The 13277-nt window shown below is 71.8% G+C and carries 13 protein-coding genes; 9 read left to right on the plus strand and 4 right to left on the minus strand.

Annotation, left to right across the window (positions count from 1 at the left end; genetic code table 11):
* Positions 1-19: 19 nt before the first annotated feature.
* Positions 20-2818 (plus strand): translation initiation factor IF-2, encoded by a 2799-nt coding sequence (gene infB / locus LLS1_RS18330; RefSeq protein ID WP_223360341.1) that lies wholly within the window; start codon positions 20-22, stop codon positions 2816-2818.
* A gap of 79 nt (positions 2819-2897) precedes the next feature.
* A complete protein-coding gene (gene rbfA / locus LLS1_RS18335) occupies positions 2898-3329 on the plus strand; it encodes a 30S ribosome-binding factor RbfA (protein ID WP_223360342.1) in 432 nt (143 codons plus the stop codon).
* Positions 3330-3401: 72 nt separating this feature from the next.
* Here rbfA and LLS1_RS18340 read toward each other — a convergent pair whose 3' ends face one another.
* Positions 3402-4271, minus strand: a complete 870-nt coding sequence (locus tag LLS1_RS18340; protein WP_226657802.1) for an A/G-specific adenine glycosylase — start codon at positions 4269-4271, stop codon at positions 3402-3404.
* A gap of 42 nt (positions 4272-4313) precedes the next feature.
* Between LLS1_RS18340 and LLS1_RS18345 the strand changes: the two genes are divergently transcribed.
* Positions 4314-4892 carry a hypothetical protein gene (locus tag LLS1_RS18345; RefSeq protein ID WP_226657804.1) on the plus strand — a complete coding sequence of 193 codons (579 nt, stop codon included), beginning with the start codon at positions 4314-4316 and terminating at the stop codon, positions 4890-4892.
* Positions 4893-4908: 16 nt separating this feature from the next.
* Here LLS1_RS18345 and LLS1_RS18350 read toward each other — a convergent pair whose 3' ends face one another.
* Together LLS1_RS18350 and LLS1_RS18355 are read right to left on the minus strand one after the other, a co-directional pair.
* The gene (locus tag LLS1_RS18350) at positions 4909-5913 is read right to left on the minus strand and encodes a ketopantoate reductase family protein (RefSeq protein ID WP_226657806.1); all 1005 of its coding nucleotides are present in this window, start codon (positions 5911-5913) and stop codon (positions 4909-4911) included.
* A 114-nt stretch (positions 5914-6027) separates the two neighbouring features.
* A complete protein-coding gene (locus LLS1_RS18355) occupies positions 6028-7521 on the minus strand; it encodes a DHA2 family efflux MFS transporter permease subunit (protein ID WP_226657808.1) in 1494 nt (497 codons plus the stop codon).
* A gap of 93 nt (positions 7522-7614) precedes the next feature.
* On the opposite strand from LLS1_RS18355, the gene LLS1_RS18360 reads away from it, so the two are divergent.
* Genes LLS1_RS18360 through LLS1_RS18385 form a run of 6 tightly spaced genes read left to right on the plus strand, consistent with a single transcriptional unit; the run spans position 7615 to position 12195 of the window.
* On the plus strand, positions 7615-8247 hold the full coding sequence (locus LLS1_RS18360) for a TetR/AcrR family transcriptional regulator (protein ID WP_226657810.1): 633 nt from the start codon (positions 7615-7617) through the stop codon (positions 8245-8247).
* Complete coding sequence (gene truB, locus LLS1_RS18365) at positions 8244-9152, plus strand: tRNA pseudouridine(55) synthase TruB (RefSeq protein WP_226657811.1); 909 nt, start codon at positions 8244-8246, stop codon at positions 9150-9152. Before LLS1_RS18360 ends, truB begins: the two co-directional genes overlap by 4 nt.
* Positions 9149-9517 carry a hypothetical protein gene (locus LLS1_RS18370; RefSeq protein ID WP_226657813.1) on the plus strand — a complete coding sequence of 123 codons (369 nt, stop codon included), beginning with the start codon at positions 9149-9151 and terminating at the stop codon, positions 9515-9517. The genes truB and LLS1_RS18370 overlap by 4 nt, the downstream gene beginning before the upstream one ends.
* Before the next feature lie 49 nt (positions 9518-9566).
* Positions 9567-10040, plus strand: coding sequence for a hypothetical protein (locus LLS1_RS18375; RefSeq protein ID WP_226657815.1), 474 nt, complete (start codon positions 9567-9569; stop codon positions 10038-10040).
* The gene (locus LLS1_RS18380) at positions 10037-10978 is read left to right on the plus strand and encodes a bifunctional riboflavin kinase/FAD synthetase (RefSeq protein ID WP_226657817.1); all 942 of its coding nucleotides are present in this window, start codon (positions 10037-10039) and stop codon (positions 10976-10978) included. Before LLS1_RS18375 ends, LLS1_RS18380 begins: the two co-directional genes overlap by 4 nt.
* Positions 10975-12195 carry an MFS transporter gene (locus LLS1_RS18385; protein WP_226657819.1) on the plus strand — a complete coding sequence of 407 codons (1221 nt, stop codon included), beginning with the start codon at positions 10975-10977 and terminating at the stop codon, positions 12193-12195. The genes LLS1_RS18380 and LLS1_RS18385 overlap by 4 nt, the downstream gene beginning before the upstream one ends.
* A gap of 72 nt (positions 12196-12267) precedes the next feature.
* Here LLS1_RS18385 and LLS1_RS18390 read toward each other — a convergent pair whose 3' ends face one another.
* On the minus strand, positions 12268-13218 hold the full coding sequence (locus LLS1_RS18390) for an ROK family protein (protein ID WP_226657821.1): 951 nt from the start codon (positions 13216-13218) through the stop codon (positions 12268-12270).
* Positions 13219-13277: the final 59 nt, after the last annotated feature.

Raw genomic sequence — 13277 nt, forward strand, 5'->3', positions numbered from 1 at the left:
GGCCCCAGACAGGAGAATTGTGGCTGCAAAACCACGCGTACATGAGGTCGCGAGCGAACTCGGCGTCGACAGCAAGGTCGCGCTCGCGAAGCTCAAAGAGATGGGCGAGTTCGTCAAGGGACCGTCCTCGAGCATCGAACCCCCGGTAGCCCGCAAGCTGCGCGCTGCTCTGGAGGCGGAAGGCTTCACCCCCGAGAAGGCCGCCGCGGCCGCTCCCAAGGCGCCCGCGCCCGGTCCGCGTCCGGGTGCCACGCCCGGCCCGCGTCCCCAGGCGGCCTCGGCCGAGGCCGAGTCCGGCGCGCCCAAGCCGCAGGCGCCGATGTCGGTCGCCGAGCGCCAGGCCGCAGCCGAGAAGGCAGCGGCCGAGAAGGCCGCCGCCGACAAGGCCGCCGCGCAGACCGCCGCACAGTCGGCGCCGCAGGCCGGAACGCCCTCGGCGGCGGGCCCGGCCGACGCGGCCAAGCCGTCGTCGGCGCCGCGCCCCGGCGGCAGCAGTGCGCCGCGTCCCGGCGCACCGCGCCCGGGCAACAACCCCTACTCGTCCAACCAGGGCATGGGCCAGCGTCCCGCGCAGCCCCGTCCGGGCAACAACCCGTTCTCGAGCTCGCAGGGAATGGGCCAGCGCCCCACCCCGAGCAACATCCCGCGTCCCGCTCCGCCGCGTCCGGGCTCGCCGCGCATCGGCGCGCCCGGTCAGGGCGGCGGCCAGGGACGCCCCGGCGGCAACCGCCAGGGCGGCGGTGCTCGTCCCGGCTTCCAGCAGCGTCCCGGTGGCGCCGGTGGCGGCGGCTTCCAGCGTCCCGGTGGCGCTCCCGGCACGGCCGGTGGGTTCTCCGGCCCGCGCCCGGGCGGTGGCGGCGGTCGCGGTCGTGGACCGGGCGGCGGCACGGCCGGCGCGTTCGGCCGCGGTGGCGGCAAGAGCAAGGCCCGGAAGTCGAAGCGCGCGAAGCGTCAGGAATTCGAGATGCGGGAGGCCCCGTCGCTGGGCGGCGTGACCGTTCCCCGCGGCGACGGCGGCACGGTCGTCCGACTGCGTCGCGGCTCGTCCATCTCGGACTTCGCCGACAAGATCGACGCGAACCCCGCGTCGCTGGTCACCGTCCTCTTCCACCTGGGCGAGATGGCGACCGCGACCGAGTCGCTCGACGAGGCCACCTTCCAGATCCTCGGTGAGGAGCTGGGGTACAAGATCCAGGTCGTCTCCCCGGAGGACGAGGACAAGGAGCTCCTCGAGGGCTTCGACATCGACCTCGACGCCGAGCTGGAGAACGAGTCCGACGAGGACCTCGAGATCCGCCCGCCGGTGGTCACGGTCATGGGCCATGTCGACCACGGTAAGACGCGACTCCTCGACGCCATCCGCAGCGCGAACGTCGTCGAGGGCGAGGCCGGCGGCATCACCCAGCACATCGGTGCGTACCAGGTGTGGACCGAGCACGAGGGCATCGAGCGCGCGATCACCTTCATCGACACCCCGGGTCACGAGGCGTTCACCGCCATGCGTGCCCGTGGTGCGCAGGTGACCGACATCGCGATCCTCGTGGTCGCGGCCGACGACGGCATCATGCCGCAGACGGTGGAGGCGCTGAACCACGCCCAGGCGGCCGGCGTTCCGATCGTGGTCGCGGTCAACAAGATCGACAAGCCCGAGGCCAACCCGGCCAAGGTGCGCCAGCAGCTCACCGAGTTCGGCCTGGTGGCCGAGGAGTACGGCGGCGACGTCATGTTCGTCGACGTGTCCGCGCGGAACAACATCGGCATCCAGGACCTCCTGGACGCGGTGCTGCTCACCGCCGACGCCGGTCTCGACCTGCGTGCGAACCCGAACAAGGACGCCCGCGGTGTCGCGATCGAGGCCAAGCTCGACAAGGGCCGCGGTGCTGTCGCGACCGTGCTGATCCAGTCCGGGACGCTCCGCGTCGGCGACGCGATCGTGGCGGGCACCGCCTACGGCCGCGTCCGCGCGATGGCGGACGAGAACGGCGAGGCCGTCTTCGAGGCCGCCCCGTCGCGTCCGGTCCAGGTGCAGGGTCTGTCGAGCGTCCCGCGCGCCGGCGACACCTTCCTCGTCACCGAGGAGGACCGCACGGCCCGTCAGATCGCCGAGAAGCGCGAGGCCGCCGAGCGCAACGCGCAGCTGGCCAAGGCCCGCAAGCGCATCTCGCTCGAGGACTTCACCCGCGCTCTGGAAGAGGGCAAGGTCGAGGCGCTCAACCTCATCATCAAGGGCGACGTGTCCGGTGCCGTGGAGGCGCTGGAGGAGTCGCTCATGAAGATCGAGGTCGACGACTCGGTCAGCCTGCGCATCCTGCACCGCGGTGTCGGCGCGATCACCGAGTCGGACATCGACCTGGCGACCATCGACAACGCGATCGTGATCGGCTTCAACGTCCGCCCGGACGTCAAGGCCCGCGAGCGTGCCGCCCGCGAGGGTGTCGACGTGCGCTTCTACTCGGTCATCTACAACGCGATCGAGGACATCGAGAACTCGCTCAAGGGCATGCTCAAGCCCGAGTTCGAAGAGGTCCAGTCGGGTGTCGCCGAGATCCGCGAGGTGTTCCGCTCCTCGAAGTTCGGCAACATCGCCGGTGTCATCGTCCGGTCCGGAACGATCACGCGCAACGCCAAGGCGCGCGTCATCCGCGACGGCGTCGTGGTGGGCGACAACCTCGCCATCGAGTCGCTGCGCCGGTTCAAGGACGACGTCACCGAGGTCCGCACGGACTTCGAGGCAGGTATCGGCCTCGGCAAGTACAACGACATCCAGGTCGGCGACGAGATCGAGACCACCGAGCTGCGGGAGAAGCCCCGCGTCTGATCGGATGCACGGAAGGCCCGGCGGTGATCCGCCGGGCCTTCCGGCTTCACCGTCCACCCGGAACGAAGAGGAGACAGCAATGGCCGATCCGGCACGCGCGAGGAAGCTCGCCGACAGAATCAAGGTCATCATCGCCAAGCGGCTCGACCGCGGCCTGCGCGACCCGCGCCTCGGGTTCGTGACCATCACGGACGTGCAGGTGACGGGCGACCTCCAGCACGCGACCGTGTTCTACACCGTCTACGGCACCGACGAGGAGCGAGAAGGCTCGGCGGCGGCGCTCAAGGCCGCCACCGGCATGCTCCGCAGCGAGGTGGGCAAGAACATCACCGCCCGCCTGACGCCGACGCTGGAGTTCCAGCTCGACGCCATCCCGGAGAACGCCGCACACATCGAGGACCTGCTCCGCGAGGCGCGCGAGCGCGACACCGCGGTGGCCGGTCTGGCCGCCGGTGCCGCCTATGCGGGCGACGAAGACCCGTACGTCAAGCCGCGCGACGAAGAGGAGTGACCGAGGTTCACGTCGTTGCGCTCATTCCGCGGTTTTGAGCGCAACGACGTGAACTTCGGCGAGAGCCGACGGTTACGGGAGGGTGTAGCCGCCCTGGGACCGGACGGCGAGGCCGTCCGCGAGCAGCCCGGTGAGGGCGCGGTCGCGCTGCGCCGCGTCGGGCCACACGCCCTCGAGCTCGGCTGCGGTGACGGGGATGTGGGACGCCCGTAGTTCGGCGAGGATGAGGCCGCGCACCTGGCGGTCACTGCCCTCGTACTTCTTCTGCACGGCCTTGCGGGGTCCGTCGTATTCCGGGTAGCCGGCCGCCCGCCACGCGCACCGATCGCGCAGCGGGCACTCGTCGCAGCGCGGCGAACGGGCGATGCAGACGATCGCGCCGAGCTCCATCATTCCGGCATTGAATGCGGCCGCGGCCGGTCGATCCGCCGGCAAAAGGGCCTCCATCGCGGCGAGATCGCGCCGGGCGCTCGGCGGAGCCGGTTCCGCCTGTCCGTCGACGGCACGGGCGATGACACGGCGGATGTTGGTGTCGACCACCGGGTGCCGTTCGCCGTACGCGAAGACCGCGACCGCGCGGGCGGTGTAATCGCCGATTCCGGGCAGGGCGAGCAGCTCGGTCACATCGTCGGGGACGACGCCGCCGTGCCTCTCGGTGATGGCGACGGCCGCCGCGTGCAGCCACAGCGCACGGCGGGGGTAGCCGAGCGACTGCCAGGCGCGGACCGCCTCTCCGGGCGGCACCGACGCCAGGTCCGCGGGTGTCGGCCACCGCTCCAGCCACTCCTCGAGCCGCGGGATCACCCGCGAGACGGGCGTCTGCTGGAGCATGAATTCGCTGACGAGCGTCCCCCACGCGGTGAACCCGTCGCGTCGCCACGGGAGGTCGCGGCGGTTGGCGTGGTACCAGTCGACGACGGTCTCGGCGAAGGTGTCGGGCATCCTTCGAGGCTACTGCCTGGCGGCGCGGCCTATGCTCGGGGCATGAGACTGCCTCCCACCCCGCGTGTGTTGCTCCTGAGGGATGTGGCGGGGACCGTCCGCGCTGCGTCGCCGCTCGGACGGGTCGTCGTCGCGGTGGACGGCGGGGGAGGCACGGCGGCGTTCGCCGACGATCTCGCGGACGTGTTCCGTGAGGCCGGGACGGAGACGTTCCGCGCCTCCATCGGCGACTTCCACCGCTCCCGCGCCGACCGGACTCGGCTCGGGCGGGAGACGCTGGAGGACTACTACCGCTCGTCGTTCGACTACGTGACGCTGCGGCGGGTGCTGCTCGATCCGTTCCGTCTCGCCGGGAGCACCGGCTTCCAGACCGCGGCTTTCGACGAGGTCAGGGATGTCCCCGTCGAGAGCCGCTGGGAGACGGCGGGACAGGACGCCGTGCTCGTCATCGACGGCGAGTTCCTGCTGCGGCCGGAGCTGCGCGGAGAGTGGAACGCGTCGGTGTTACTGGTGAACGCGCCCGAATGGGAGCCGTACGAGCGGGAGGCCCGGCCGCGGGAAGTCGCCGACGTGCTCGTCGACGACGCCGATCCGGCGCACCCGGTGCGAGTTGCGCGCTGAACCCGTCGCGCCGACCTCAGGCGGTCAGCGGACGCAGGCGCTCGGCGACGGCCTCCGGGGCGAGGAAGCCCCCGCGCTCCTCGACCTCGTGCACGAGCGCGGTGAGCTCCGCGTTGATCGGTGCCCCGCGCCCGATGGCCGCGGCCTCGGCGACGACGGCGCCGTTGAGGTAGTCGATCTCGCTCCGCTGCCCGCGCCGGATGCTCTGCAGGGTGGACCCCGGGTTCGGCGTCGCACCCATCCGGCGCTTCATGAGCAGCGGAACGACCTGCGCGGCCCAGCGGGGTGCGGCGGCGACGAACCTCAGGATGCGGTGGTCGAGGCCCTGGATGCTCCCGTACCGGATGCCGTGGTCGAGGCCGATGCGGGTGGCCTCCTGCATGCTCGCGGTGACGATCGCGCGCAGCCTCCGGTCGGCCAGCGTCTGCTGCACGCTGAGGCCCGTGATGGCGGGCATGGCGTTGACCTGGTTGACGATCAGCTTGGTCCACTGACAGCCGGTGAAGTTCTCGACCGCGAAGGCCGGCATGGCCACGTCGAGGATGCGCGCGGCCTCCACTGCAGCCTCGGGGGGCGCGCCGTCGCCGGCGCCGAGGTACGTGTTGGCGGTGGTCGTGACGGTGATCCGGCCGGGGGAGAGGTAGCTCGAGGCGTAGAGCGCGAGCGCTCCGACGCAGTCGGAGTCGGGGAGGAGGCCGGCGGCCTCCCGGAGGCCAGCGAGCCCGTTCTGCACGACGACCACGGTCACGCCGCGGAGGACGTGCGCGTTCTCCTCGATGGCGGTTCGGGCATCCTGTGCCTTCGTGCACAGGAAGACGAGTTCGGGCGTGGACTGCAGGGTCTCCGCTGCCTCGACGCGCGCGGTGTGCTCACCCCAGCCTCCGTCGAGGCGGAGACCGTCCGCTCGGATGGCGGCGAGGTGCTCGCCGCGTGCGGTCACCTCGACCAGATGGCCGACGCGGTCGAGCAGCGACGCGACGGCGCCGCCGATCGCTCCTGCTCCGATGACGCCGATCCGCACGCGGACCAGCCTACGTCGTGCGGCTTGCTGCTCACGCGAGACCGGGGTCGCATCCTGCCGTTCCGCGCGCGCCGAAGCGGCAGGATGCGACCCCTCGGACCGGGATGCGGCCCGTCAGGGGACGGGGACCGGGGCCGCCTCGATCGGGGCCGGCGCGCCGACGTCGTCGTGGCCTGCCTCGTCCGTCTCCGCCGCAAGCCGGGCGGCCAGGCGACGGCCGGGGAGCGCGAAGGCGATCACCGCGGCGACGGCCAGCGCGGACGCGCCCACCCACACAGCGGGGATCGCCGCGTCCACGTAGCCGGTCGGGGTGAGCGTCCCGCCGGCACCGGTGAAGACGGCGGTGAGCACGGCGACGCCGAGGGCGACGCCGATCTCGCGCAGCGTGGAGTTCGTGCCCGACGCCTTCGCGTGATCGGCCGCCCGCATGTTGGCGAGCACGGCCGTCGAGCTGGGAGCGAAGACGAGTCCCATGCCGACGCCGGCGAGCAGGAACGGCGGCCACATCTCGGAGTACGGGAGGGTGGCGGAGAGGGTGAGCGCGATCCAGCCCATGGCCACCGCGAGGAGCACGAGGCCGCCCACGATCGGCAGCCGCGTGCCGGTCCGCGACGAGACCAGGCCCGTCAGCGGTGCGACCACCATCGGCGCGAGGGTCCACGGCATGGTCATCACGCCGGCCTCGAGCGGCGTGTGGCCCTGCACCACCTGCAGGAACTGGATCAGGATGAAGATCGCCCCGAAGATCCCGAAGCTGAAGGTCATGCCGACCAGGTTGGCCGCGGTGAAGCTGCGGTCGCGGAACAGCCGCAGGGGCAGGAGTGGCGCGGGCGTCCTCGACTCCCAGAGCACGAAGGCCACGAGCAGCACACCGCCTCCGATCAGCGAGACGAGCACCTCGGTGCTGCTCCAGCCCGCGTCGTTGCCGCGGACGATCCCGTAGACCAGTCCGAAGACACCGGGGGCGGCCAGCAGGAGGCCGACGATGTCGGAGCGCACGCGGGCGCCGAAGCTGTTCGGGAGGGCGAGGAGCACGAGCGGCACCGCGATCACGCCGAGCGGCACGTTGAGCCAGAAGATCGCCTGCCAGTTCCATCCCTCGACCACGGCGCCACCGATGAGCGGGCCGAGGGCGACGCCGAGGCCCGAGATGCCGCCCCAGATCCCGATGGCGGCGGGACGCAGCCGGGCGCTGACGCTGCCCGCGAGCAGGGTGAGCGAGAGGGGGAGGAGCGCGGCGGCGCCGGCGCCCTGCACGGCGCGGGCCGCGATGAGCATCCAGGGCTCGGTGGCGAGCGCGGCGGCCGCGCTGGCCACCGTGAAGACGACGATGCCGCCGAAGAAGACCGTGCGTCGGCCGAACCGGTCGCCGAGGCCGACGGCCATGAGCATGAGGGTGGCGAAGCTCAGCGTGTACGCGTTGACGACCCACTGCAGCTCCTCGATGGAGGCGCTGAGGTCGCGGGCGATCACCGGGAGGGCGCTGGTGACGACGAGGTTGTCGAGCGTCGCCATGAACATCGGGAGCGAGGCCGCCACGATGGCGAGCCACACCGGGATGCGCCGGCCGGCACGCGCGGCGGTCGGGGCGAGGTCTGTTGCGGTCATGAGCGGGTGTCCTGTTCTCGGAACGAAGCCGAATCAAGGTAGTAATCGAATGATTACCACGGACTCTAGTAATCGACTGATAACCTGTCAAGCGTGACGGACAAGATCACCGAACGGATCCCCTCGGCGCAGCGCCGGGAGCAGATCCTCAGCGCCGCCGGGCGCGTCTTCGGCGAACGCGGGTACTTCGGTGCGACCACCGATCAGATCGCCAAGGCGGCCGGCATCAGCCAGCCGTACGTGGTGCGCATGTTCGGCAGCAAGGAGAACCTCTTCGTCGAGGTGCTCAGCCGCGCGCTCGACACGCTGCTCGTCGCCTTCACGCAGACCATCGCCGAGTGGAACGCGCAGGGCCGGCCCGCGGGCGACTCCGTCGACGACCGCAAGGAGATCAGCCGCCGCCTCGGGCTCACCTACGTCAACCTCATCGAGGACCGCGGCATTCTTCTCTCCCTCATGCAGGCGTTCGGGATGGGCCACGACCCGGTGATCGGGGGCAAGGCCCGCGACGGCTTCATCGCGATCTACCGGATGCTGCGGGAGGACGCGGATTTCGCCGCCGACGACGCGCGCTCCTTCCTGGCGGAGGGCATGCTCCTCAACACCCTGCTCGGGCTGCGCCTGCCGGACGAGTACGGCGACGACCCCTGCGCCACCGAGCTGCTCGAGAGCACGTTCCGCACCAAGCTGCAGCTCGTCCTCGACACAACGGGGGCGGACGCGTGACCGGCAGCGGTCTCCTTCTCGTCGACAAGCCGGGAGGGATGACGAGCCACGATGTCGTCGCGCGCGTGCGCCGTCTCGCCGGCACGCGCAAGGTCGGCCACGCGGGGACGCTCGACCCGATGGCGACCGGACTGCTCATCGTGGGCGTCAACTCGTCGACCCGCCTGCTCACCTACATCGTCGGCGCCGACAAGGAGTACCTCGCGACCATCCGGCTCGGATCCACCACCACCACGGACGACGCCGAAGGCGACGAGACCGGGCGGGCCGACGCCGCCGCGCTCGCCGCGGTCGAGGACGAAGCCGTCCTGGCCGGGATCGCCGACCTCACCGGCGAGATCCAGCAGGTGCCGAGCGCGGTGAGCGCCATCAAGGTCGACGGCAAACGCGCCTACGCCCGGGTGCGGGCGGGGGAGGAGGTCGTCCTCGAGCCGCGCGCCGTCACGGTGAGCGCCTTCGAGCTGCTCGCCGCGCGACGCATGCCGGACTCCCTCGACCTCGACGTGCGCGTCGTCTGCTCGTCCGGCACGTACATCCGTTCTCTCGCCCGCGATCTCGGCTCCGCGCTCGGCGTCGGCGGGCACCTGACGGCCCTGCGCCGCACCCGCGTCGGCCGGTACGACGTGCGAGACGCGCACGACCTCGATACGCTCGACCCGGACGCGGCGCTGCTGCCCGCGGTGGATGCCGCCACAGCACTCTTCGAGCGCCTCGACCTCACCGAGCAGCAGGCGATCGACCTGACGCACGGGCGACGCATCCATCTCGCCGACCGGGAAGGACCGGGCGGCGTCCCGGTCGCGGCCGTCGCCCCGACCGGCCACCTGGTGGGGCTCATCGAGTTCCGCGGAAAGGAAGCAAGGACCCTCGTGAACTTCCCGACCGACGAGATCGCCACGGCATGATCGAGTGGTTCACCACGGTCCAGGTGATCGTCGCCTGCGCCGCCGGCCTCCTGTGCCTCGTGCTCGGCCTCGCCGGCCGCGTGCCGAACGACCTCACGATGGGCGCCGTCGCGCTCGTGGAACTGCTGCTCCTGGCACAGCTCGTCGTCGCGATCGCGGCGCCGGCGGTCGGAAACACTCCCAGCGGGAGCCTGCCGGAGTTCTACATCTACCTGATCTCGGCGATCATCCTCCCGGCCGCCGGGGGCTTCTGGGCCCTGATCGAGCGCAACCACTGGAGCACCGTCATCCTGGGCGGCGTCTGCCTCGCCATCGCCGTCATGGTGTACCGGATGGGCCAGATCTGGTTCGTCCAGGGCGCCTGACGCCGCGCGGGCGGCCCGCCTCCCGTGGGCGCGAATAGAATCGTCTTCGATGTCTCCCCTCACCAAATCCGCGAGCGAGCGCGCGCAGCGCACGAGGACCCGGCGCATCTCCGGGATCGGCCGTGTGCTCGTCTTCGTCTACGGCGTGCTCGCCCTGGCGGCGACCGGCCGCAGCGTCTTCCAGATCATCGATCGGTTCGACGAGGCGCCCGTCGCCTTCACCCTCTCCGCAGTCGCCGCCGTCGTCTACATCGTCGCCACCGTCGCCCTCGTCGCGCCGGGCCGTGCCTGGTACCGCGTCGCCTGGGTCACCATCACTTTCGAGCTCGTCGGCGTGCTGGTGATCGGCTCGCTCAGCCTCTTCGCGCCCGCCGCCCTGGGCCTGCACGACGTCGACCCGTTCGGGCGCGACGCCACGGTGTGGTCCGTCTACGGGATGGGCTACCTCTTCGTCCCGCTCGTGCTGCCGGTCCTCGGTCTGGTCTGGCTGCGCGGCCACCGCCCCCGCACGGAGGCGTCGTGAAGGTCTTCCGCAGCGTCGACGAGGTGCCGGAGGGTTTCGGCCCGAGCGCGGTCACCATCGGCAAGTTCGACGGTGTCCACTCCGGGCACCGCGCGGTCATCGGACGCCTGCGCGAGGTCGCGGCCGACCGCGGGCTCACAGCCGCCGTCGTGACGTTCGACCGCAACCCGCTCGAGCTGATCGCCCCCGCGAAATGCCCGGCCTCCCTCGTCAGCAACGACCAGAAGCTCGACCTCCTCGCAGGCACGGGCATCGACGCGACGCTCATGGTCGCATTCGACCGCGCCCTCGCCGAGCTGGAGCCCGAGGAGTTCGTGCGCCGCATCCTCGTGGACCGGCTGCACGCCGCCGTCGTGCTGGTGGGCAGCGATTTCCGGTTCGGGCACCGCGGCGCGGGCGACCTGGCGCTGCTGCGCGAGCTGGGCGGGGACTACGGCTTCGGAGTCGAGCTCATCGACGACGTGCGCCCGGAGCACGGGCGCCGCGTCTCCTCCACGTGGATCCGCGAACTGCTCGCAGACGGAGACGTCGCGCACGCCGCCGAGCTGCTCGGTCATGTCCCCGCCGTGCGCGGCGTCGTGGTCCACGGCGCCGCCCGCGGGCGCGAGCTGGGCTTCCCGACCGCCAATCTGTCGCCGGAATCCGAGGGGCTCATCCCGGCCGACGGCGTCTACGCCGGCTGGCTCACGGACGGCGAGGAGACCTACCCGGCCGCCATCTCCGTCGGAAACAACCCGACCTTCGAGGGCGTGCCGCACAAGCAGGTGGAGGCGTACGTCCTCGATCGCGAGCTCGACCTGTACGGGCACCGCGTCCAGGTCTCGTTCGTGCAGCGCATCCGCGGAATGGTCGCCTACCAGGGCGTCGAGCCGCTGATCGCGCAGATCTCGGACGACGTGGAGCGCGCCCGGAGCATCCTCTCGGCCGAGCCCGCGTGAGCGGGGCCGCCCCTGCGGTGCGGCCGCTCTGGCAGGGGCGCACGATCGCGCTGCTCGGCATCCTGCTGGTCGCCGCGAACCTGCGCACGGCGGTCGCCGCGCTGTCGCCGATCTACGCCGAGATCCGTGCGGAGTTCCCGGTCTCGAGCCTCGGGGTCGGGCTGCTCGGGATGCTCCCGCCCATCTGCTTCGCCGTGTTCGGACTGGTCGCCCCCTCCTTCACGCGACGCCTGAGCCTCGAGACGGTCATGCTGATCGCGCTCGGTGCGATGCTCGCCGGACACGTGCTGCGCGCGTCCGCCGGCACGTTCACCGTGCTCGCCGCCGGGTCTGCGGTCACCTTCGCCGGGATGGGCGTCGGCAACGTGCTGCTGCCTCCGCTCGTCAAGCGGTACTTCCCGGATCGGATCGGGCTGGTGACCTCGCTCTACGCGACGGTCATGTCGGTGAGCACGCTGCTCCCGCCGTTGATCGCGGTGCCCGTCGCCGACGCGGCCGGGTGGCACGTCTCGGTCGGGATGTGGGCCGTCGTCAGCCTGCTCGCCGTGCTGCCGTGGTTGCGCATCCTGATCACGCACACGCCCGCGCATCCCGCGCACGACGTCGAGGTGGAGGGCGCGCCTCCCGCGATGGTGGGCCGGGTGTGGCATTCGCCGCTCGCGTGGGCGATGGCCGTCGTGTTCGCCGTGTCGAGCCTCAACGCGTACGCGATGTTCGCCTGGCTCCCGCAGATCCTGCATGACGTCGCGGGGACCCCGCCGGCCGAGGCGGGCGCTCTGCTGTCGGTGTACGCCGGGATGGGCATCCCGGCCGGGCTCCTCGTGCCGCTGCTCGCCGCGCGGCTGCGGAGCGTCGCCGGCCTCATCTACGCGGCCGTCGCGTTCTTCGTGCTCGGCTATCTGGGGCTCATCCTGGCTCCCGGCGCCGCGACCTGGCTCTGGGTGACGTTCGCCGGGCTCGGGCCGCTGCTCTTCCCGCTCGTGCTCGTGCTGATCAACATGCGTACCCGCACGCACGCCGGCGCCGTCGCCCTGAGCGGCTTCACCCAGGGTCTGGGCTACACGCTGGGTGCGCTCGGCCCCCTCACCGTGGGACTCCTCCATCAGCTGACGGGCGCGTGGACCGTCCCGCTGATCGCGCTCACCGCGACCGCCCTCGCGGCGGCCCTCGCCGGGGTCGTCGTCGCGCGCCCCCGCGCCCTCGAAGACCGCCGCTGATCGGCGTCGAGGCGGCGAACATTCCGCCGCGTCGGTCGTTCGCGTGCGACTTCTCGCCGCATCGATGCGCGGTCAGGCGGGCAGGAGGCTCGCGCGGTGGATGAGGGCTCCGGCGCCGATGAGCGGGCCCTCGGACGAGAGGGCCGACGGGACGATGCGCACCTTGCGCACGAACGGGAAGTAGTGCTCCTCGATGACCGTGCGCATGTGCGCGAACAGGTCGGGCGTCGAGTGCGAGAAGCCGCCGCCGATGGCGACGAGCTCCAGGTCGAGCAGCGCGGTGGCCGAGGCGATGGCGTGGCCGACGGCCCGTCCCGTGCGCGCGATGGCCTCCCGGGCGACCTCGTCGCCGGCGGCGTAGGCGGCGGCGAGCTCCTCGCCCGTCGTCCCGGTGAAGCCGTGCTGCTGCGCCCAGGCGACCGTGTGCGGCCCCGAGGCCATGGCCTCCAGCGCGTACGGATTGCCGAACGTGTCCTCGCCGCGGATGTCGCCGACCTCCACGTGGCCGATGTGACCCGCGTTGCCGGTGGGGCCGGTGATGACGTGGCCGCCGACGATGAGGCCCCCGCCGATCCCGGTGGAGACGACCATGCCCATCACGTTGTCGATGCCCTGCGCGGCGCCGACCCAGTGCTCGGCCATCGTGATCGCGACGCCGTCCATCTCCAGGGTCACCGGGACGTCGAGGCCGGCCGACCGCACCTCGGCGGCGATGAAGTCGCGCATCGGGTAGTCGCGCCAGTGCGGCACGTTGAGCGGCGAGACGAGGCCGCGCACGCGGTCGATGGGGCCGGCGGAACCGATCCCCACGCCGACGACCGACGCAGCGGAGGGGAGGACCGCGAGCGCGTCGCGCACGACTCCGCCGACGGAGGCCTCGAGATCGGCGACGGTGGCGGTGCGGCCGGTGGGGCGACGGAAGCGGGAGCCGGGGACGAGGAGGCCGTCGGCATCGACGAGCGCCGCCTCGACCTTCGTGCCGCCGAAGTCGACGGCGAGAGCGAGGGGTGTGGGCACGAGCATCACCCTAGACGATTCGCCGATCGCTCATTTGAGCAACGCCTGCGCAAAGGTTGCTCACG

It is taken from the genome of Leifsonia sp. LS1 (assembly GCF_020521355.1).
Taxonomy (GTDB): domain Bacteria; phylum Actinomycetota; class Actinomycetes; order Actinomycetales; family Microbacteriaceae; genus Leifsonia.

Coding starts and splice junctions, on each gene's coding strand:
- LLS1_RS18345 (WP_226657804.1), top strand. CDS start 4,314: ATGAGACTGCCTCCCACCCCGCGTGTGTTGCTCCTGAGGGATGTGGCG.
- LLS1_RS18340 (WP_226657802.1), bottom strand. CDS start 4,271: ATGCCCGACACCTTCGCCGAGACCGTCGTCGACTGGTACCACGCCAAC.
- LLS1_RS18375 (WP_226657815.1), top strand. CDS start 9,567: ATGTCTCCCCTCACCAAATCCGCGAGCGAGCGCGCGCAGCGCACGAGG.
- LLS1_RS18370 (WP_226657813.1), top strand. CDS start 9,149: ATGATCGAGTGGTTCACCACGGTCCAGGTGATCGTCGCCTGCGCCGCC.
- LLS1_RS18355 (WP_226657808.1), bottom strand. CDS start 7,521: ATGACCGCAACAGACCTCGCCCCGACCGCCGCGCGTGCCGGCCGGCGC.
- LLS1_RS18390 (WP_226657821.1), bottom strand. CDS start 13,218: ATGCTCGTGCCCACACCCCTCGCTCTCGCCGTCGACTTCGGCGGCACG.
- rbfA (WP_223360342.1), top strand. CDS start 2,898: ATGGCCGATCCGGCACGCGCGAGGAAGCTCGCCGACAGAATCAAGGTC.